This window comes from Paenibacillus sp. FSL M7-1046 (assembly GCF_038007405.1).
Classification (GTDB): Bacteria; Bacillota; Bacilli; order Paenibacillales; family Paenibacillaceae; genus Paenibacillus_AQ.
This window is the reverse complement of record NZ_JBBOXB010000001.1, coordinates 835232-855709: the sequence shown is the minus strand read 5'-3', so window position 1 is coordinate 855709 and position 20478 is coordinate 835232. Positions and strand designations below refer to the sequence as shown.

Genomic DNA, 20478 nt, shown 5'->3' with positions numbered 1-20478 from the left:
GTGTATAATCCGGCGTGCCTTTTTAATTGTATGGAAACTGTATACGAACCTGTGGCTTAAATGTCTTCACTTTAAGCAATAGCTATGCTACAATTGGACCGGACGGTCTGGTTAAGGAGGTGGTCGGAATTAAAGGACGTTCTGACGGAGAAGAAACGAAAAAGCGGATAGTGCTAAAGGCAACACAGTTATTTGTTCAGAAAGGTTTTGCAGCGGTGACCATGAACGAAGTCTGTACGGCGGCCAAGGTGAGCAAAGGGAGTTTATATCACCATTTTCCGAGTAAAGATGAACTGTTTCTATATGTAGTAGAAGACGATACCGAGCAGTGGCTCAGCGATTGGGAGCAGAAACAGAGCAGCATCAGCGGCATCGAGGAACGTTTCTATGCATTAGGCGAGCATTATGCGAATGATTTTCAGAATCCGCTGATCCGCGCGCTTGAGGAATACGCCAGATCCCGGCCTCATTCAGAAGAGGTTCAACAGCGTCTCTCACGGCTCTACGAATCGGCGTCACAAGCCTGCCGCAATCTGCTGCAGGAGGGTATGGACACGGGGTACCTGGTCAAGGGCAACCTGGATAATTACGTGATTATTGTAAGCGGCTTGCTGGAGGGAATCAGCAGAGTCAGCGAGATTACAGTTCTGGCCAACGCGCCGGAGGATATCATGGAGTATTACCGGGATGCCATACGGCTGCTGCTGCAGGGGATACGTACCGGATAGGCATTGAGAATAAGCGTGCCTGTGAAGACAGAGCACTGCAGAGAAGCTATACGCAGGGGCCGGTTTTATTTTATTGCAGGATTGAGCCGAAATTTAGTTTGAGGAAGGCGTTTTTTATTTACCCTTAATTAGACCGGATGGTCGGTCTTATGTGTCTTATTTAAGATTTTTCATTTGTGGAATAAAAGGTATGGCAACTGACGGATAAGCGGATATTTAACTATAAGATAAACAGAAAGATGAATTACCCCTACTTGAAGATTTGGTTGCGGGAATACGGAGGTTATTGCAATGTCATTACTGCTAAGAAACCGGGGCGCTATGCTGCTCCTTATGCTGAATATTTTTCTGGCGTTTACAGGCATCGGACTGGTTGTTCCGATAATGCCTACTTATATGAATGAGCTGCATATCGGAGGCAGTGTTGTCGGGTTGCTTGTGGCAGCCTTCTCTGTAACCCAGTTGATTGTGTCACCGTTTGCGGGCAGACTATCGGACCGGATGGGCCGGAAAAAAATCATCGTCGCCGGACTGATTGTTTTTTCACTCTCGGAGCTGCTGTTTGGGTTGGCAAATGCGCCTTGGCTGCTGTTTGTATCCCGAATGCTAGGAGGTGTCGGAGCAGCGCTGATTATGCCTGCAGTTATGGCTTACGTGGCGGATACGACCTCTACAGAGGAACGGGCCAAAGGAATGGGGCTGATCAATGCGGCCATCACCACCGGTTTTATTATCGGACCGGGAATTGGCGGGTATCTGGCGGAGTTTGGTATCCGTGTGCCGTTCTTCGCAGCAGCAGTAGCAGCGGCTTTGGTGGCTGTGATAAGTACATTTGTATTGCCGGAATCGCGCACCGCAGCCCAGCGTGAAGCGTTGAAAACAGCACAGAACGATAAAGAGAGCCTTGTATCTCAACTGGTGCGTTCCTACCGTGAACCCTATTTCTTCGGGTTGGTTATTGTATTTGTACTCTCCTTCGGATTGGCGAATTATGAAACGGTATTCGGGTTGTTTGTGGATCATAAATTTGGATTCACCCCTAAGGATATTGCCTTTGTCCTAACCTTTGGCTCCATTTCGGGGGCTGTGATTCAAGTTACGGCGTTCAGCTGGATATTGAATCGTTTTGGTGAAAATAAGGTCATTTCGTTCTCTTTGCTTATCGCGGGCCTGTTCATCTTCCTCACATTGTTTGTACACGGCTACTGGGCCATCGTTGCAGTGACGTTTATTGTGTTTCTTTCAATGGATATCCTGCGCCCCGCTGTCGGAACACAGCTCTCCAAATTGGCGGTGGAATCACAGCAGGGCTTCGTGATGGGCATGAATTCTGCCTATACCAGTCTTGGCAATATTGCCGGTCCGATTGTGGCCGGAGTCCTGTTTGACCTGGATATCAACTTCCCGTATGCCGTGGCTGCACTAGTGCTTGTTCTGTGCTTTGGGCTATCGCTAGCATCCGCTAAGCGGATGAACCGGCGGGGCCTGCAAATGAAATGATCTGTGGTTCCTGCAGGCATGACAATATACTTCGCAGTAAGCCAGCTTTTTCCGGGTCAATGAATCCCTAAACTTTGGTAGATAGCCAATTTGTGATACTATTTCAGGTAGGGATTATAAGAACGCAGAACGTGTGCGGAAAGAGGGATTCAATTGGCTGCAGAAAATACGAATGCCGGTACTGTGCCGGATGAAGCTGCTGCGCGGCAGGAGCAGGAACTGATTACCGCGGCGATTGCCAAGGAGCTGGGCATTAGCCTGAAACAGGTGCGTACGACGGTAGGCCTTCTGGATGAGGGGAATACGATTCCGTTTATTGCGAGATACCGTAAGGAAATGACCGGTGAGCTGGACGAGAACGCTCTGCGTGATATTGAGGAAAGGCTGGCCTATCTGCGCAATCTGGGTGACCGCAAGAAAGATGTCATCCGCAGCATCGAGGAGCAGGGCAAGCTGACAAAGGAGCTGCATGAGCAGATCCTGAAGGCAGTCAAGCTGCAGGAAGTGGAGGATCTGTATCGTCCCTTCCGGCAGAAGCGCAAGACGCGGGCAAGTGTGGCCAAGGAGAAGGGGCTGGAGCCGCTGGCGAACTGGGTTATGGAACAGCGCCGGCAGGGGCTTCCGCTGGAAGAGGCCGCTAAATATATTGATGCGGACAAAGGCTTGGAGAGTGCTGAGCTGGCGCTGCAGGGCGCGATGGATATTATCGCTGAGAACATTGCCGATGATCCGGTCATCCGTTCCTGGATACGCCAGTACACCGCAAGTCAAGGGGTGCTGGTCTCCGAAGCCAAGGATGCTGAGCAGGAGAGCGTATACGAGAACTATTACAGTTACCGTGAACCGGTACATAAAATGCCGCCACACCGGATTCTCGCCATCAACCGCGGAGAACGGGAGAACGTGCTAAAGGTAGGCATTGAGGTGACTACTGACAAGATTCATGCCTTTATCTCGCGGAAGCTGATCAAGGGGGCGTCTCCGGTCAAGGAATTGCTGGAGACCGTGACGGAGGATTCCTACAAGCGGCTGATCGCTCCGTCTGTTGAGCGTGAGGTGCGCGGAGAGATGACGGAGAAAGGAGAGAATCAGGCAATTTCGATCTTCTCCGGGAATCTGCGCAGCCTGCTGCTGCAGCCGCCGGTCAAAGGCCGGAACGTGCTTGGCGTTGACCCGGCCTACCGTACCGGGTGCAAGCTGGCCGTTGTGGACGATACCGGCAAGCTGCTGGAGGTAGCGGTCACTTATCCGACGCCGCCGAACAACAAGAAGAAGGAGGCGGCGGCGAAGTTCAAGGAGCTGATTGCCAAATACGGCATTCAGCTGATCGTAATCGGCAACGGCACCGGCTCGCGGGAGACGGAGCAGTTCACCGCCGAGGTCATCGCAGAGATCGGCAATCCTGAGCTGGCGTACCTGATCGTTAATGAAGCGGGAGCCAGTGTCTATTCCGCCTCCAAGCTTGCGCAGGAGGAGTTCCCGGATCTGGATGTGGCCGAGCGCAGCGCCGCATCCATTGCCCGCCGCGTGCAGGACCCGCTGGCGGAGCTGGTGAAGATCGATCCGAAGGCGATCGGAGTCGGGCAGTACCAGCATGACGTCTCCCAGAAGCATCTGGAGGAGAGCCTGAAGGGCGTTGTGGAATCCGCGGTTAACCACGTCGGTGTCGATGTGAATACAGCATCCGCATCTCTGCTGTCCTATGTTGCGGGCGTGAATGCCACAATCGCCAAGAATATTGTGAAGTTCCGCGAGGAGAACGGCAAGTTCGTGACCCGCAAGGCGCTGCAGAAGGTGCCGCGCCTTGGTGCCAAATCCTACGAGCAGTGCATCGGCTTCCTGCGGATTCCCGGCGGGGACAATACGCTGGACCGCACGCCGATCCATCCGGAGTCCTATCCGGTGGTGGACCGCCTGTTCCGTGAGCTGGGGCTGGAGGTAGCCCGGCTCGGCAGCAAGGAGGTCGCAGAAGAGCTGCAGGCACAGAACGCCGAAGAGCTGGCTGCGAAGCTGGATGTCGGCGTGCCTACACTGCGCGACATCCTCGAAAGTTTGCAGCGCCCGGGCCGCGATCCGCGCGAGGAGCTGCCGCTGCCGATCTTCCGCACCGATGTGCTGAAGATCGAAGATCTGATTCCCGGCATGGAGATGCAGGGAACCGTCCGCAACGTAATCGATTTCGGCGCCTTTGTCGATATCGGAATCAAGAACGACGGGCTGGTGCATATCTCCCAGCTTAGCGGCAGCTTCGTGAAGCATCCGATGGACGTCGTCTCTGTAGGAGACAATGTCACCGTATGGGTCATGGGCGTTGACCTCAAGAAAGGCCGGGTCAGCCTGACCATGCGTCCGCCGCGCAGCGAAGCGGGCAGCGTCAAGTAAATCGAACAGCAAGCCCTCTGCAGGATGCGGGACTGAGCCCGTAACGCCGGCAGGGGGCTTTTTTTTCATCACCAATGGCTGACTTTTGGCTTGCACCCCGAACTAGCCGATTGCAAAGTAAGTATTGTGCTGCCGTATAACATTATTTATATTAAGAGTATTATACTAAGGGGGAATAGTGGGAGAATGAAAAAGGCGATGATATTGTTGTTGCTATTGGTGGTTGTATTACCATCACAGGCGTTTGCCGCTACATATTCTAATGCGTACGTAGACAAGTATTATTTTGAATCCTACAAAGACAGGGTGAAAGAGGTTAAGGATGCGCAGAAGAACTTAAGTAAAGTCTTGGGCACCGAGGTTACAGCCTTAGCGCAGAAATCCAAGGTATCTGCAGCTAACTATAGCAATGCGGTCAAAAACAAGCTGAGCAAGGAGGCTGTCGCCAAGGCTAGAAATGAAATGACTCAGGATAAAAAAACGCTCGCGGCAGCAAAAGCCAAGTTGTCAAAAACCGTAAAGAGCGCCAAAAAGGAAAGCGATGCATCCCTTAAAGAGATCGCAAATCATAAAGCATCTCTGGTCAAGATGATCAAGACTCATTTGGAAGGCAAAGACCAACAAAGCGATGCAGCTTTTAATAAGACGCTATCCTCGGAGCTTTCCCAAATAGACTCCAGTTTTAATGCGGCACTGGAATATTTGCAGAACATTGAGCTTGATTAATCCGCGAAGCGGGCAGCGTCAAGTGAACTAAAAAGCCCATTCCCGGAAATACTCCGGCAACGAAAATGGAAGCCTGCTACTGGAGATGATCCGGCGGTGGGCTTTTTTTAAACAGCATCCTCATATATGCATACTAGTTGGACTGATTTCTACAACGATCATGTGATGTAGTGTTCGAATGGCCACCGTTAGCACTTTTGCGCTTCGTGTAGTAAAGATCCACCTTCTTCTCTATTTTTGACAAATAATGATAAAAATCATTTAATCATCTAGAAAGTAATGGTATATTTTAAAAAATTGTGTTCCAGCTGATATTAGAAATAACTTGAGTTTTATAAGTCCTCAGCGGTCGAATTGGAGCTGAAGATAAAGTTAAGGGAGGAGCTTATGGTGAGAATAAAAAAAGTCTCATTGCTGGTATCTGGTATGATTACTGTAGTAAACTTCTTGCTGCTGTATATATACTGGGGAGGAATTCCTCGAAGTATCCCTCTACATATCGACTTCAATTCAAATATAGACAGTTACGGAAATAAAAATAATTTGTTTTATTTAGCAGCTTTTGGGATCGTATTAGCGGTCTTGTCCTTTTGTTTTAGCAAAAATGCACCCGTATCCGGTAGCTTTATTTCAAACAAGAGCAAATACTTGATTTTGAGCATTACTTCAATGATCATTTGTAGTTTTTTTCTATTGTATTCGTGTTTAACCATAATTAAGTTTAATCAATAACAGGAAGAGGTCCGGTTTACTCCCGCTCTCAACTAACTGTTCTCACAACCATGAAAGCGGCTGTGTGCGCCCATATTTACTGGACGCGGCAGCCGCTTTTGCTTTTATATTCAATGAATCTTGGCGTTAACAACGTTACTGAACATGTATTTCCGATTTGATATCATTTTGACTTAAAAATTTCATTAAATCATTACTCAGCTGCACAATCTCATTGTTAGCATTATTCGCATAATCGGGCAACATCATATCACTAACCATTTTAGTTCGTAGCCATGTCATAAAGAAAAGATCCAAAAATAAGTTTGGAAATTTAAGCACCATTTTAAGCATTGGAGGATCAATTGAAACGCCAGCTTTTTGTATTGCCCTTAGATTCGCTTTTAAAGTGACTGTTATTTTGCGTGCCGTCTTTCTGGTTCTGGCTGTTTTTTTGTCAATTATCTTATTCTCAGAATGCAAAACGCTCAACATGGCAATGTCTGATACGGAATGTGTGATTAGATACGCTTGCATATCCTTTTTAATAACGTAGGGAAGCTTTGCTGTTTTAAATAATTTTGCGAGGTTTTCTATGCGTTCTGTCACTACACCATTAATTTCTCCAAATGCAGTTGCCACTATAATCTTTGGTAGAAACCGAGCATGCAATACTCCATCTTTAATCTGTCCGCCGAAGCCGGGAAAAGCTGGTAAAAGTCTATCCCCTATGATATCCAGCCACGAAGAAAATCCAATTGAATTACTAGTCATCGTAACTATATTTTTGCTTTGATTATCTTTTAGCGCTAACAACGCTGATTCGGACCGATCATAACGAACGGTAACGAAAATAAAATCGTATACATCGTCATTTTCGAGCGTATCAATGACATTTACTTGTATCGATCTAACCGTACCTTTTTCTTTATATTGCAGGCCATTTTCTCTTAATGATTTAAATCTATTAGAATGTGCAAACAGGCTAACGTCAAACCCTGCTTCAATAAGCTTAATTGCGTACATGCTCCCGATGACACCTGCACCAAAAATTAGAATTCTATCTTGTTTTGCTGACATTAATATCACCTCTACTTATTAACATTTCCTTTTGATTATCAGACAACATGTTGTATGATGTGATTATAAATCTTCATTATTCCTTGATCAACCATCAGTTTTTTATTATTTGTCGGATGATATTCTTATTCGCTAGTAGGAGGGAAACATGAAAAAGCAACCCCAAATAACGGAGAAAACAAGACAAAAGTTTGTAGAAGTTTTTTGTGAGTTATATAGCCAAAAGCCGATTGAGAAAATTTCGGTTCAGGAAATTGCGAATAAGTCAGGATATAACCGCAGCACCTTTTATCAATACTTTACTGACATTTACGAATTGTTAGACTCTGTTGAAAATGACTTATTGAATGACATTAAAAAAGAAATGGCGAATAAAGAGCTATCGATGCATATGGTTCAAGATACGCTCTATTGTCTGGACAAAAGAGAACATCTCCTGGTTCTTAATGCCCTTTTGGGCGATTATGGAAGTGCCCGTTTTTTAAAACGCTTAAAAAAAGAAATCAGTTTGGATCAATTAGAATTAAACGTTCCGCAAAACCATTCCTTAACGCCATACTTCATTGAGTTTTACCTGACAACTTCCCTTTCTTTATTTCGTCTTTGGCTCCAGCGTCAAAAGGATTTATCGTCAGAAGAATTTTTCAAGTTAGTGGAGAACCTATATTCAAGAGGGATTACGCCCTATTTTAAAGAATGAGTCTGTCATTCAAACCAAATCCATATGTTGTATAACAAACCTACTCTTAAGGGTTTGCATTCTGTAAATAATTGTTTTTTGAATATAAAAGTAAAAATTCGTCAAATATTCCATTCACAACTTACCCCGTCCTGCATCTTTAAGAAATTGAAGTGAATTATGACGAAATGCACTTGTTTTTGATTCGTCTATATTATGAAAAGTAACATCATCAATATTTGGAATATTTGATGTATCATAAACATAGCAAGAAGATAAGCCAAACGTATCCAGCAGAGCTATCAGTCTTGAATCCATTGATTTGGGGTCTTGTGGATTATCAGATACCGGGAAAACCAAAAATGGAACCTTATATAAAATGGCAAAAGCAGCCCCATGAAAAGCACTAGTAATAAAATACTTAGCGTGTTTTATGTACCCTACAAATTCCTTCGGACCAACCGTAGCTGCTCCAGCAGTTGCAAGAGATATAATCTCGTATCCGTACTTTTTTGAAAGTGCTTCAGCGTATTCCTGAACCCCTGTAATATCTCGTAAATCATAAGTGAGTATATAGGCTTTTTCTGGCGGAGTAGCAGATATATCATCCCATGCGGATTTATCAAGAAGCATTACTGGATCCAATACATGAGTAATATCTCCATTTTTCATCGTTTTCACAAAAGGGATTGCACTTTTTTCACGAACAGAAACAAAGTCTAAGGAATTAACGTGTGGAGCAAGGATATTTTTTCGATCGGGCTCTATTTCTGCTCCTCCCATGCTTGCTGCGTATGCAATTTTCGTTTTTGATCCTGGAACAAAAGAAAGTGCCATACAGGGTAAAATGTCATCGGAAATAACCCATGGTAAACCCCATATTTGGTCGCTACCGCAAACAAAAATATCGTAATCATCAACACATTCTGCAATATCAGATACTGTATATAAGCGTTCGCTGTGGGGAATGCTTTCGGAAAAAGTCCTGAAATGTTCAGCACCTTTAGCACTTTCATATGCTTGTAAGGTGTATTCGTTTTGCCACTTGAATGTAATTTGCTCACAATGAAATCCTAACTTAGCTATAGCTTTTTGCAGTGCATAAGCTCCAAGTTGGCCACCGTAATTATAGTTTTTGTAGTAAAGAGTAATAATTCCAACTCTTTTCATAATAATCTCCATTCCGATCTAAGTCGGCACAAACAGGAAGGAAAGAAAAGTGCCGAGAAGTCTACATAAATTTGAATCCTAAAATGATTTCTTTGACTATCCAATTAGCTCAAAAACCGCCGTTTTTGCATCCATCTCACTAAGCGTGGTCAGTCTAATACTTTATTTTCTCAGTCTACAACTTTATTTGCTGAGTCTAGCACTTTATTTTTCAGTCTAGCACTGGTCAAGCACCGATTTCTAGGTTGAGCCGGAAATCCTCCGGCTAATCTCTTGTAATCCGCAAGCCGATGTTTTATATTGACATAATAGCAGGTCAATAATAAAAGAGGTGAACGGACGGGATGACTCCACGCACGAAAGAACAAAACGAAGAGATCCGGCTGCGGCGTCTGGCGCAAATTCGTAAAGCCGCTGCCGATGTGTTTTTGAATAAAGGGCCATTACTGGAAATCCGCGATGTGGCCGCGCAGGCGGGACTCGGCTATGGCACGGTATACCATTATTACAGCAATAAGGGCGATTTGCTCTACGATCTGTTATGGGACGCGGTGGAGCGGGCCGGGGGATGGCTGGAGGTCCCGCTAGAGGCTCGGCTGAAGGTCCCGTTGGAGGTCCCACGCGCTTCGGCTTCGGGGGAGGCCCCGGCGGGCGGGCATTTCGCCTTGGCTGCTGCGGCGGACACTGGGAACTCGGTTGCCGCGGATTCCCGAAGCGGAAGCCGCAAAACGGCCGCTGCCGCAGAGCTTGGCCCCGTCGCTGCCGCCGGCGTCCGGCTGCTGCAGCTTTGGGCAGAGGACCACGCCCTGTACCTGCTGCATAAGCAGGCCAGTGAGGACTTTGCCTCGCTGCCTGAAGCGCGCTCGGCCCTGCTCTCGGCCGCCTTTCGCCGGGAGGTGCTCGCGCCGTTTGCCGCGCTGCTGGAAACCGGGCGTACGGCGGACGGGGCTGCCGCTTCCGGCGGAAAAGTGGCGGAGCCGCCGTATCGGCTACAGCATGCTGAAATGCTGCTGGCCGCCTTGGTCGGCTGCGCCTCGCTTTCGCTTCGCCGCGGAAAGCTGCACGAGGAGGCCAGGGATATCGCCCTGTTTTTAAAATTATAGAATGGATAAGGAGCGAATAAGCAAAAGATGATCATTATAAAATCACCCAGGGAAATCGAAGAGATGAAGCCGGCGAGCCAAATCATTGCGGACTGCTACCGCGAGGTGGCCAAACTGATCGAGCCTGGGATCACCACCCGGGAAATCAATGACTTTGTTGCCAGACACATCACTAAGCTGGGCGGCAAGCAGTTTACGAAAGGGTACAACGGTTTCCCCGCCGAAACCTGCATTTCGGTCAACGATGTAGTGGCCCACGGCATTCCTTCGAACCAGGTGCTTATGGACGGTGACTTGCTGAAGCTCGACATCGTCGTGGAATACGGCGGATGGTTCGGCGATTCGTGCTGGTGTTATGCGGTAGGCAATATCCGGCCGGAGGCGCAAAAATTAATGAAGGTGGCAAAAGAATGCTTGGATCTGGGGATCGCCCGGGCACTCCCCGGGGGCCGGCTCGGCGACATAACGTCGGCGATTCAACAGCATGCGGAAGCGAACGGGTTTTCGGTCGTACGCGATCTGCTGGCGCATGGGATCGGGCGGAGCCTGCACGAGGAACCGAGCTACGAGCATATCGGCGTAGCCGGCAAAGGCATTCGGTTAAAGGAAGGCATGGTGTTTACGATTGAACCGATGATCAACGAAGGTACGTTCCGCATCACGATCGACGACGATGAGTGGACGGCGAGAACGGCCGACGGCAAGCTGTCGGCGCAATATGAGCATACGATCGCAGTCACGCCGGACGGACCGCTGATTTTAACGGCCCAGTAAGAATAGAGGCGAACGGACGGGAAAGCGTCATTTTAGGAAATAAGTCGCCAACCCGGCCTGCTTGGACCAAACGACGAAAAAGCGCTGAGCTCAGCCTAGGACCAGGGAAGCTTTGTTAACATGGTTTGTAACTATACCGATTTACGAAAAACCGCGTTATATGCGGTTTTTTATTATGACTAGGGTATAAATCTTATAAATTTCAAGGAAAATAGTGTACATATCGAACGAAACTTAGTGCATAATTTGTGTGCGCTCAAGCCGTCGGAATTCTTCTTTACGCGAACTACAGCATGTAATCCTCCAGCTAGTTATTGGGAAAATCGTTGTTCAACTGCACAATGCATTTCGTCCGATCATCAATATTTTTTGGCGATGGTAAGCGTTACAATGAAAGCGTGTTCAACAAGAGCAATGGGAGGCATAACAATGGAAGGATTAATGATTGGCTGGTATGGCGCCTTGGCGGGGTTGGCAATTGCTATTATTCTGATATTAAGAAAACTGAATCCCGTATATGCGCTGTTTCTGGGGGCCATTGCAGGCTCGCTAATCGGCGGCGCCAATCTGGAGCAGACGGTAACTGTTCTTGTAAGCGGTACGCAAAGTGTAATGGGCACGGTGCTGCGTGTGCTCGCCGCCGGTGTCCTGGCAGGGGTAATGATGGAATCGGGGGCGGCCGAGACCATTGCCCAGGCGATTGTCAAAAAATTCGGCGGCAGCAAAGCCATTCTGGCCTTGGCCCTGGCAACGATGATTATTACCGCAGTGGGTGTCTTCATTCCCGTAGCAGTGCTGATTGTGGCTCCTATTGCTTTGTCGGTAGGCAATAAGATGGGGATTTCCAAGATGGCGCTGCTGCTTGCCCTGTCGGGCGGAGGTAAAGCGGGGAACATTATCTCCCCCAATCCGAATACGATAGCCGCGGCCCGCGGGTTCGATCTGGACCTGAGCCACGTGATGCTGGCAGGCTTGATTCCGGCAGTGTGCGGTCTGATCGTAACCGTTATTGTCGCTTCACTTCTGAAGAAAAAGGGGATTATGGTCACAGACCAGGAGGCGGTGAACAACACCGCCGATACCTCCAAATATCCGCCGCTTCATCAGGCGATTGTTGCACCGCTTGTTGCGGTCATTCTGCTGATGATCAATCCGATTGGCTCGTTATCCGGAATTGAGGCATTGTCCAACTTCAAGGTGGATGCATTATATATCCTGCCGATTGCAGGGATTATCGGCATGCTGGCTATGGGCCAAGGCAAGAAGATCCTGCAGTACAGCTCGTCCGGCCTGAACAAAATGACGGCAACCGTTCTAATCTTGATCGGTGCAGGAGGCATAGCTGGTTTGATTGCAGCTTCTGATCTGTCGACCCAGGTGGTCCAGTTGATTCAGGCCTCGGGTATATCCGGCACCTTCCTGGCACCGATTTCCGGTATCCTGATGGCGGCGGCTACCGCCTCAACCTCAACGGGTGTTATTCTGGCTACAGGCTCCTTCGGACAAGCCATTCTCGATATGGGCACCGCTCCGCTGGCAGCGGCAGTAATGGTCCATACCGGAGCTACTGTCATTGACTCTCTTCCGCAGGGGAACTACTTCCATGTAACGGCGGATAGTATGAAAATGACGATCAAGCAGCGGTTAGGACTGGTCCCTTACGAGGCGATTGTCGGCGGAACAATGACGCTTGTGGCGACGATTATTTACGGATTTTTATTCTAATATCAAACATGGGGTGAGGAAATGAGAGAGAAAACCTTTGTACTGGCACCGGACTCCTTTAAAGAGAGCATGAGCGCTAAGGAAGTCTGCATTGCGATGGAAAAGGGGCTGCGAAAGGTATATCCCAAGGCTGAATATATACATGTTCCTATGGCGGATGGAGGGGAAGGAACGGTCCAATCGCTTGTCGATGCCTCCGGAGGGAAAATTTATACCAAAGAGGTTATGGGACCGCTGGGGCAACCTGTTACAGCGAAGTACGGCATACTCGGCGACGGCCGTACGGCGGCCATTGAGATGGCTTCGGCAAGCGGCATTCATCTGGTGGACAAGGCGGACAGAAACCCGCTTATCACCACCACCTATGGCACCGGCGAACTGATTAGGGAATGTCTTGACCGGGGCATCCGCAATATCATAATCGGCATCGGGGGCAGCGCGACCAATGACGGCGGCACAGGGATGGCCGAGGCGCTCGGGGCCAGATTCCTCGATGAAGCGGGGAATGAGCTTCCGCGCGGCGGCGGCAGTCTGGACCGGCTGGCAAGTATTGATATTGCTTCTCTTGACGAACGGCTGAAGCAGGTTCAGCTGATCGTGGCCTGTGACGTCACCAACCCGCTGTGCGGGGAGCAAGGCGCATCCCGGGTGTTCGGCCCGCAAAAGGGGGCTACACCCGAGATGGTCCTCCAGCTCGATGACAATCTTGCCCATTATGCCGAAATCGTAAACAAACAGCTAGACAAGGATATCCGCGACTTGCCGGGTGCCGGAGCTGCCGGAGGGCTCGGCGCGGGACTGCTGATATTTACACAGGCAGTTCTGCAGAAAGGAATCGAAATCGTTATTGAGTATACCGGCCTCAAGCACAAGCTGGCCGCTGCCGATATTGTGTTCACCGGCGAGGGCGGCATTGACTTCCAGACCAAATTCGGTAAAACACCGTACGGAGTGGCCCGCACCGCCAAAGCAGGCGGCAAGAAGGTCATTGCCTTAGCCGGCTACATCGGTGAAGGGATTGAGACACTCTATGCGGAAGGCATAGATGCCATCTTCGGAATCGTTCCGGGAGCGGCTGAACTGGAAAAGCTGCTAAACGACGGTCCGGCCAATGTCGAACGGACCTGTGAAAATATTGCGAGAGTGCTGAAGTTAAGCGAATAACGAAAGCAGACGGCCCCGAAGAGGAAATTCTTCGGGGCCGTCTGCAGTTAGGTGCCGGAAGATGAGAGGCAGCAGCTCTGAAGTTTAGGTTACTTGTACAAGGCCAGCAATCCGTAGGTGAGCTCGAACAGCTGCAGCAGATTCCGCGGGTCTTTGCCGGTGAGGCTCTCGATCCGTTTCAGCCGGTACTGCAGTGTATTCCGGTGAATGTTCAGCGCCTCCGACGTTTGCGAGACACTGCAGTTGTGGTTGATGAAACTCCTTAGTGTCTCCAGTAAATCGGCGGTATCCTCCAGCTTGATGGTGGTATTCAGAGTGTCCGTCAGCTCCGCATGGCTCAGCTTCACCAGAAATTCGGCCTCCCCGAAATGGATGGTCTGCGCAGAGGGCTTCAGCGCCAGCAGAATTCCCATGGCCGACTTCGCCTGCCGGTAGCTCTCCGCGATGCTGGCCTCCTGCTTGCCGGAAGCCAGCAGCACCTGCGGCTGGTTATGAAGAATTTGCCGGATCAGCAGATTGCAGTCCTGCTGGTTCTGGACCAGCATAAGCCAGATGTCCTCTTGGATCCGAAACGAAGGCTGCAGCAGCAGAATCTTGGCATTCTGCTCTGCCGGTGTAAAATTCTTGATATACAGGACCGTTGTTTTGAGCAGCAGATCAATGTGATAAGCGGCGGCTTCTTTTCGTAATTTCTGCGAATACGCTCCCTCATGGGCCAGCAGCAGTTCCAGAAATGCCTTCTTACGGCTCGCTTCATTGGCGAGATCCTCCAGCGTATTTCTTTGTTCAATCAGAAGAGAGACTGTCGTTCTAACGATATTGCAAAAGGGACGGACTTCATCAGGGTTGCCCGAAATTCCAATCACACCCACAGGAGCATCGCCTATAACAATCGGCTCATTGGTGCCCTTTTTTTCATAACGTCCATCCTCCCAGACCTCGACCATTTTTCCGGTGGACAGTGCTTTGACTGCCCCCTGGTGAATGGTGCCGACCCGTTCTTTTTTTCCGCTGCCGATAATGACCCCTTTCCCGTTCATAATGTTGATGTTATAGGGGATGTCCATCATCATTTTATCTACAATTTCCTGTGCCTGTTTCTCGGAAAGCTCAAACAATCGGGTTCCTCCTTTGCCAAGCTGGTTATGCTCAGTTGTGGTCTTTGGATTATAGCTTGTGCATTTGAACAAAATTATAGATGATCTTCTGTATTTATAAAAGCAGGAAGTGCTATTCTGACAGGATGAGGCCTGAGGAAAGAGACTGGCGGTTTCACTGGTGACATTTCTGATAGCTCTTAGATCAGGTGATGGAGTAATTTAACATTAAATACTAAGATGGGGTGAAAGAGATGAATGACAAATCTTCAATCAGCAACGCTTTTCAAATGTTCAGCAAGGAAGCTCCGGCACATCAGGAGGCGTGGATGCAGGCCGTAAAGGGACTGGGGGCTGCAAGCAAGCTGGATTCCAGAACGGAAGCGCTGGCTTACATTGCGGTACTTGCAGTGGCCAGACTTGAGAGCGGACTTCCTTTTCACGTGAAGCAGGCCAAAGCTCTGGGTGTCAGCAGAGAAGAAATCATCAGTGCTGTTCTGCTGGGGCTTCCGGCAGCAGGGAATACTGTGGTTCAATCGCTCCCTGCGGCACTTGCGGCATATGATGAAGAATAGACCATAATTCTATATCAAATGAACCGGCTGGATGCCTCTTAAGGGGTGTGCAGCCGGTTCTTTAATTTGCAACTTTAACAGGTTGTGAAGCGTCTAATTAAGAACGACAGCAGAATAAGGAGGGAATTCATGTACACGGCAAGAACTTTTGGAAGGTTCGCACTGGTGGCTGCAATGCTGCTCCTTGCAGCCTGCAGCACGACACCAGCAGCAGAACCGGAGGCCACATTGGTACCGCAGCAGTCACAGGAACAAGCTCAAACCAGTCCAACATCAAGCCCGGAGGCAAGCGCTGCACCGGAAGAATCGGCTGATCCGACAGCAACGGCAGAACCTGAGGAAGGGATGCCTCCAACGGCACTGGAAGCTGCCGCAACGGTGATGAAGGCGCTGAAGAACAGTGATATGGAGTCGCTTGCGGCCTGGGTGCACCCGGATAAAGGCGTCCGCTTCTCACCCTATGCATATGTCGATCCCAAGAAGGATCTGGTCTTTACCCGTGATAAGCTAGAGGGGGTAATGAAAGACAACACGAAATATGAGTGGCGGGAGTTCGCCGGTTCAGGTGAACTGATTGAGCTCACTTTTGCAGAATACTTTAAGCGGTTTGTATATGATGCAGACTTTGCCGGTGATGCCGAAATCGCCCTGAATAAGGGATTGGGGCAAGGAACGACAGTGAACAATATCAACGAAGTTTATCCGAAGGAAACTCACGACTTCGTGGAGTACCATATCGACGGTATCGATCCTTCTGTTGAAGGGATGGACTGGCGCAGCCTGCGGCTGGTCTTCGAGAAGATGGGCGAAGATCGTGCGCTTGTAGGCATCGTTCACGATCAGTGGACGCCATAAAAGCCTTGGATGAACTCAACATCAGAAGAGAAGAACAGAGATTCCCCATCATTGGAGAATCTCTGTTCTGTATTGCGGAGAGGACAATGGTTACGATCGAAGAAAGAGCCGACAGCCAAACACGGCCGGCCGATGGCAAAGATCAAAATGGACAGCAGTATAATGGCTACGCCCAACTGCTTGCTGAATGTTTCGTGCTTGCGTTGCAGCGGCGTCTGCTTGGCTTCGGCGCTTTCAATACGTCAATTGGAGAACGCGGAACTTCGCTTACAGTAATCTCATTTACCCGGTGATACGTAACTACTCTACGACAAACAGGGATGCCCCTCAGCCATTGCGGCCGGGGGCATCCCTGTTCACATTCACGGCAATCATCCCTTCGGACTATTGCAGGTTGATGATGTTGCTGATAATGACAGCGGCTTGCGCGCGGTTGGCAATACCTTTTGGCGCAAATGTGTCGGCTGTCATGCCTTTCACAATGCCTTCCCGGGTAAGCAGAGCAACTGCGTCTTTACCATAGGAAGCAATGCTCGATTTGTCTTTGAAGTTCGCAAGCAGCGCATCAGCACCGGTAACCGATTTGCCTTTGAACTTCGTCAGTGCGTTGGCGGCGATGATCGCCATCTCTTCACGCGTGATGGAGCGGTTAGGCTCGAACTTGCCTCCGCCAACACCGTTGATCAGACCACTGTTGACACCGGCAGCAACATAGCTGTAAGACCAATTCGAAATTGCTACATCACTGAAGTCAGCCGAAACGTTCTCCAGCGGCAGGTTAAAGGCGCGGACGATCATGGTGATGAATTCAGCACGGGTCACTTCTTTGAGCGGTGCGAATGAGTTGCTGCCTACACCGTTAATGATGCCTTTAGCCGTCAATTCTTTGATAGCAGCTTCTGCCCAGGCTACTTTACCGAGATCCGTGAAATTGACCGCCGGAGCTGGTGCAGCTGTCGGCTGTGGTGTAGCCGGAACTACAGTTGGAGCCGGTGTTGCGGTTGGCGTTGCGGTTGGAGCTGGCACACTAGTATCCGGGTAAGCCGGTGTAGCCGGAACCGGCTCAAGCGCACCATTATCCATACTGTCTGCTTCCGTAGCTGCCGGAGCGGAGGCATAGATCGCGTTCGCCAGTAATCTGAACTGGTTCTGCGGATGATATTTGTTCAGCAGATCGTTCGCGAACAAGGTCACATGGATGCTGTCCGTTTGATAATCCAGTGCCAGCACCTGACCCTTGGCAGAATCGCTTTTCGGCCACCAGCCGGCTTTGAAGAAATCATCGCCCGTTCCGTATTTCGCCAGCACTTCAGCGCCTTCCGGAACAGCCGTGATATAAGCGGCAGATACGGTATACAGGTATTCATTGTCTGCATAAGGAGCAGTAATTACGCTGTCTTGCGAGACGGTTGCTTTGAACAAGCCTTCATGTGCTGCGGATCTGTCCGATTGGTTCACCGGATTGGAGTAGTCCAGGCCCGGTAAGATATTCAGAGATTTAAGGCTGTTGAGCATTGTACGTCCATATCCGATGAACGGCTTGCCGCTGGCAATCAGGTTTGTACCTGTATTGACGAGGACGTCTGCCGCAGCAGCATCAGAAGTTACCTTAAATCCAAGATCGGCCACGATAAAGGAAGGTGCTGCGGCAATGCCAACATTCACTGGCTTGAGCAGTTTGCCTGTCTTGTCACCTGATGTGCTGAATGGCACTAAGTCGAGCAAGTATTTGGATGCTACTGTTCTCAGGTTTGATCTGGAGACCAGGAAGCTGCCTTTTTCATAGCCGGGTCCATCGTTCGAGAGCAGGGTTACTGCTTTTCGGTTCGCAAGCAAATCGTTAACCGCTTTGATCGCATCGTTGTTGCTGTTGCGGATGACGTAATTTTGCTCAAAACGGTATTGATTCAGATCTGTCGTTGGAATGACGATGCTGCTAACTTGCTGTGTCTTGCCGGAGAATGCACCAGCGAAGCGGCTGATGTACCGGTCGAATCCCCGCATGTCCGCAAAATTCTGTACGGTGTCGGAATACATCGCATCGAAGTCGGATACATCCAGTCCGTCATACAGAACCAGGTTGGCATAGCCTCGTTTGGCCTGATGCATGTTCACCACATAGGTTCCTGCCGGATAGGTGACGCCATCCACGTTTACCGGAGTAATTGTCTGCTCTACCTTCACTCCATTACGAAGCAGGTATTTCACCATTTTGTATGTTTCCAGCTCGTTCTTTTGCAGATCTTTGGCTACTGGAAGCACATAATATTCAGGAAAAAAGTTACTTTCTTCCGTTTCACGCTCACGGCCGACCGATTCATATTTAGCATTTATCAAATACGGGTCAACTGCTTTGTTGTCTTCATTGTTCAAGCCGCGTTTGAAGATTTCGAGCTGGTTCAGGAACAGCTTCTCTTTGTTGTCCTGCACATAGTTAGTGGCAGCAAGAGTTGCATAATAGAAGGCGTTCAGGGAATCCTCATTCAGCTCCGGCACTTCAATGGTATGTCCAAGGGCACCTTGGTGCATTGCATAGACAGCAGTGTAAGCCGGTGAAGCATCATCCCATCCGGTAGCATTGCCATAAGGATCGGCATAATCCGGGTCATTTTTTAATTTCTCAGCTTCCAGGTAAGGAATGTGGTACTCCTCATATTTGGTGTTGGCGATCCCGGCATTCCCCATTGCTGTGGCCTGTTCAATCAAATTGTCCATGACCAGATCGTATTCGACGTTCGGATCATGCGGTGGTGTGCATGGCTCGATCAGGAAGCCGCTCACGAACCCGTGCATATCCAGGAAGCTCAGCGGGGTCCACTTGGCGATTTGTGCTGTAACAGCCTGAGTCTCCGGTTGGGTCTGGTAGGAGTTGTCGCGGTTCGGGTCAAGCAGCGTTGAAGTCGCACGTGTGTTCAAAACCCGCCCATCCGGATTCTCCACATAGTCGAGCAGGAAAATCACATTGTCCAGCGCCTTGTCAATGTCCAGTGTAACCGGGACGACAGTGCCGTCAGCATTGGTCGTATCATAGTTTACGATTTTCTCGGTCATCAGCGTATCCAAAAACTTAATAATAACGTCTACGCCATTGGCTTCATCCGCATGGATGTTGTTCAGCCAGATGGGCACTTTATAGTCCTGCAACTGGCCGTTTTTGATCATCTCCTGCAATGCAGCAGGATCATTGTTCATCAGCGGCAGTGTTTCATTCAAATATTGGTCTACGGACGCTTTGTCCTTGGCTACGATGGAGAAGTGGATCGCCCGTCCTTGTGTGGACGTTCCGATCTGCTGATATTCCACATAACGGCCATATTTATTGTTGCTGTCGGCAGTAATGGTATCAATCGCCGGTTTGATCTCATCATATGTATGATAGGTATCATACGGGTTCAGCTTCACTTGCTGCTGCACCAGCACATCATCGTCAGGAGCGGTCGCCGTCAGGTTGTATACACCCGCAAGCTTCACATACTCGGCCCGGATGCCGCTAAGTGACAGGTTGGAGCCGAATGGCATATCGAAGTATACCAGAGCGGTTACCGTAGAAGGTGAGACAGTCTCATAGCTTACTTTTACGAACGGATCACCCGTATATGCTCTAACGTTAGAAACGTTGTTCCATTTTTTCCACTGTGTTAGCGGCTTCATCTCTTCCGCCGTTCTGCCAAACTTCCAGGTGATTTGGTCTGCTGTCAGACCATCGGGAAGGGTCAATGTTATCGGCAGTGTTCTGGCCTCGGTCATTGAGGCTTGGTAGACTGCTGTCGATACTGAAGGAACAGAAGTTTGATAGACTTCCGAGGAAACCGTAGATGATAAGCCGGAATCCGTGGATACCGGTGCGGTTAGAACCTGAGGCTGTGCCTCAGCGGCAACTTCACCGGCATAGGCTGCCGGAAGGATTCCGGACAACGTCAGGGTTAACGCGATTAATAAGGATAATAATTTCTTAGACATCATTTACCTCCCAGTAGTTCTCTCTATTTGTAGGCTTTCTAGTAAAACGGACTACTCCAGCGTCTGCAGGTTTATGCATCCCTCCAATAGATTCGCACGGCAATGCTACCATGATTATGTCATAATCACATCGCGTGTGATGAATTAATATACATAATATATTTTTAATATACATTTAATTTAATATAATATAGTATTTTATTCAAAAGCGGAAGCTTTTTCATAGATTAGTTCCAGAAAATAAAAAAG

Annotated in this window: 16 protein-coding genes and 1 pseudogene; 12 read left to right on the top strand and 5 right to left on the bottom strand. The window is 49.1% G+C overall.

The annotated features are described in order from the left end of the window. The first annotated feature begins 119 nt into the window (after positions 1-119). The 5 genes from NYE29_RS03555 to NYE29_RS34505 all read left to right on the top strand — a co-directional run bounded on the left by NYE29_RS03555 (position 120) and on the right by NYE29_RS34505 (position 6068). Positions 120-728 (top strand): TetR/AcrR family transcriptional regulator, encoded by a 609-nt coding sequence (locus NYE29_RS03555; protein ID WP_179091763.1) that lies wholly within the window; start codon positions 120-122, stop codon positions 726-728. Between the two features lie 291 nt (positions 729-1019). After that, the gene (locus NYE29_RS03550; protein WP_340894412.1) at positions 1020-2228 is read left to right on the top strand and encodes an MFS transporter; all 1209 of its coding nucleotides are present in this window, start codon (positions 1020-1022) and stop codon (positions 2226-2228) included. A gap of 183 nt (positions 2229-2411) precedes the next feature. After that, complete coding sequence (locus tag NYE29_RS03545; protein ID WP_340899597.1) at positions 2412-4610, top strand: Tex family protein; 2199 nt, start codon at positions 2412-2414, stop codon at positions 4608-4610. A gap of 186 nt (positions 4611-4796) precedes the next feature. Next, positions 4797-5336 (top strand): hypothetical protein, encoded by a 540-nt coding sequence (locus NYE29_RS03540; protein ID WP_340894410.1) that lies wholly within the window; start codon positions 4797-4799, stop codon positions 5334-5336. A gap of 387 nt (positions 5337-5723) precedes the next feature. Then, positions 5724-6068 (top strand): DUF1648 domain-containing protein, encoded by a 345-nt coding sequence (locus NYE29_RS34505; RefSeq protein WP_445322150.1) that lies wholly within the window; start codon positions 5724-5726, stop codon positions 6066-6068. Between the two features lie 135 nt (positions 6069-6203). On the opposite strand, the gene NYE29_RS03535 is transcribed toward NYE29_RS34505, so the two are convergent. After that, positions 6204-7127 carry a ketopantoate reductase family protein gene (locus NYE29_RS03535; protein WP_340894408.1) on the bottom strand — a complete coding sequence of 308 codons (924 nt, stop codon included), beginning with the start codon at positions 7125-7127 and terminating at the stop codon, positions 6204-6206. Between the two features lie 148 nt (positions 7128-7275). Between NYE29_RS03535 and NYE29_RS03530 the strand changes: the two genes are divergently transcribed. Next, on the top strand, positions 7276-7827 hold the full coding sequence (locus NYE29_RS03530) for a TetR/AcrR family transcriptional regulator (RefSeq protein ID WP_340894407.1): 552 nt from the start codon (positions 7276-7278) through the stop codon (positions 7825-7827). 114 nt (positions 7828-7941) lie between these two features. Here NYE29_RS03530 and NYE29_RS03525 read toward each other — a convergent pair whose 3' ends face one another. Further along, positions 7942-8976 (bottom strand): polysaccharide pyruvyl transferase family protein, encoded by a 1035-nt coding sequence (locus tag NYE29_RS03525; protein WP_340894406.1) that lies wholly within the window; start codon positions 8974-8976, stop codon positions 7942-7944. Positions 8977-9320: 344 nt separating this feature from the next. Between NYE29_RS03525 and NYE29_RS03520 the strand changes: the two genes are divergently transcribed. The 4 genes from NYE29_RS03520 (at position 9321) to NYE29_RS03505 (ending at position 13742) form a co-directional block, all read left to right on the top strand. Beyond that, positions 9321-10079 carry a TetR/AcrR family transcriptional regulator gene (locus NYE29_RS03520; RefSeq protein ID WP_340894405.1) on the top strand — a complete coding sequence of 253 codons (759 nt, stop codon included), beginning with the start codon at positions 9321-9323 and terminating at the stop codon, positions 10077-10079. Positions 10080-10106: 27 nt separating this feature from the next. Then, on the top strand, positions 10107-10853 hold the full coding sequence (map, locus tag NYE29_RS03515) for a type I methionyl aminopeptidase (RefSeq protein ID WP_340894404.1): 747 nt from the start codon (positions 10107-10109) through the stop codon (positions 10851-10853). Between the two features lie 429 nt (positions 10854-11282). Beyond that, positions 11283-12578 (top strand): GntP family permease, encoded by a 1296-nt coding sequence (locus NYE29_RS03510; RefSeq protein WP_038586967.1) that lies wholly within the window; start codon positions 11283-11285, stop codon positions 12576-12578. Between the two features lie 21 nt (positions 12579-12599). Continuing rightward, positions 12600-13742, top strand: coding sequence for a glycerate kinase family protein (locus tag NYE29_RS03505; protein WP_340894403.1), 1143 nt, complete (start codon positions 12600-12602; stop codon positions 13740-13742). Between the two features lie 89 nt (positions 13743-13831). Here NYE29_RS03505 and NYE29_RS03500 read toward each other — a convergent pair whose 3' ends face one another. Beyond that, positions 13832-14860, bottom strand: coding sequence for a CdaR family transcriptional regulator (locus NYE29_RS03500; protein ID WP_340894401.1), 1029 nt, complete (start codon positions 14858-14860; stop codon positions 13832-13834). A gap of 233 nt (positions 14861-15093) precedes the next feature. Between NYE29_RS03500 and NYE29_RS03495 the strand changes: the two genes are divergently transcribed. Further along, positions 15094-15414, top strand: coding sequence for a carboxymuconolactone decarboxylase family protein (locus NYE29_RS03495; RefSeq protein ID WP_340894400.1), 321 nt, complete (start codon positions 15094-15096; stop codon positions 15412-15414). A gap of 129 nt (positions 15415-15543) precedes the next feature. Next, on the top strand, positions 15544-16269 hold the full coding sequence (locus tag NYE29_RS03490) for a hypothetical protein (RefSeq protein ID WP_340894399.1): 726 nt from the start codon (positions 15544-15546) through the stop codon (positions 16267-16269). A gap of 118 nt (positions 16270-16387) precedes the next feature. On the opposite strand, the pseudogene NYE29_RS03485 reads toward NYE29_RS03490, so the two are convergent. Beyond that, positions 16388-16508: pseudogene (locus NYE29_RS03485) on the bottom strand (hypothetical protein); the annotation flags it as partial. Between the two features lie 145 nt (positions 16509-16653). After that, on the bottom strand, positions 16654-20229 hold the full coding sequence (locus NYE29_RS03480; RefSeq protein WP_340894398.1) for a M14 family metallopeptidase: 3576 nt from the start codon (positions 20227-20229) through the stop codon (positions 16654-16656). Positions 20230-20478 lie beyond the last annotated feature (249 nt).

Excerpts from the sequence above, each read along its gene's own strand:
- NYE29_RS03540 (WP_340894410.1), top strand. The coding sequence starts at position 4,797 with ATGAAAAAGGCGATGATATTGTTGTTGCTATTGGTGGTTGTATTACCA.
- NYE29_RS03550 (WP_340894412.1), top strand. The coding sequence starts at position 1,020 with ATGTCATTACTGCTAAGAAACCGGGGCGCTATGCTGCTCCTTATGCTG.
- NYE29_RS03480 (WP_340894398.1), bottom strand. The coding sequence starts at position 20,229 with ATGTCTAAGAAATTATTATCCTTATTAATCGCGTTAACCCTGACGTTG.
- NYE29_RS03495 (WP_340894400.1), top strand. The coding sequence starts at position 15,094 with ATGAATGACAAATCTTCAATCAGCAACGCTTTTCAAATGTTCAGCAAG.
- NYE29_RS03525 (WP_340894406.1), bottom strand. The coding sequence starts at position 8,976 with ATGAAAAGAGTTGGAATTATTACTCTTTACTACAAAAACTATAATTAC.
- NYE29_RS03490 (WP_340894399.1), top strand. The coding sequence starts at position 15,544 with ATGTACACGGCAAGAACTTTTGGAAGGTTCGCACTGGTGGCTGCAATG.
- NYE29_RS03520 (WP_340894405.1), top strand. The coding sequence starts at position 9,321 with ATGACTCCACGCACGAAAGAACAAAACGAAGAGATCCGGCTGCGGCGT.
- map (WP_340894404.1), top strand. The coding sequence starts at position 10,107 with ATGATCATTATAAAATCACCCAGGGAAATCGAAGAGATGAAGCCGGCG.
- NYE29_RS03530 (WP_340894407.1), top strand. The coding sequence starts at position 7,276 with ATGAAAAAGCAACCCCAAATAACGGAGAAAACAAGACAAAAGTTTGTA.
- NYE29_RS03510 (WP_038586967.1), top strand. The coding sequence starts at position 11,283 with ATGGAAGGATTAATGATTGGCTGGTATGGCGCCTTGGCGGGGTTGGCA.
- NYE29_RS03535 (WP_340894408.1), bottom strand. The coding sequence starts at position 7,127 with ATGTCAGCAAAACAAGATAGAATTCTAATTTTTGGTGCAGGTGTCATC.
- NYE29_RS03505 (WP_340894403.1), top strand. The coding sequence starts at position 12,600 with ATGAGAGAGAAAACCTTTGTACTGGCACCGGACTCCTTTAAAGAGAGC.
- NYE29_RS34505 (WP_445322150.1), top strand. The coding sequence starts at position 5,724 with ATGGTGAGAATAAAAAAAGTCTCATTGCTGGTATCTGGTATGATTACT.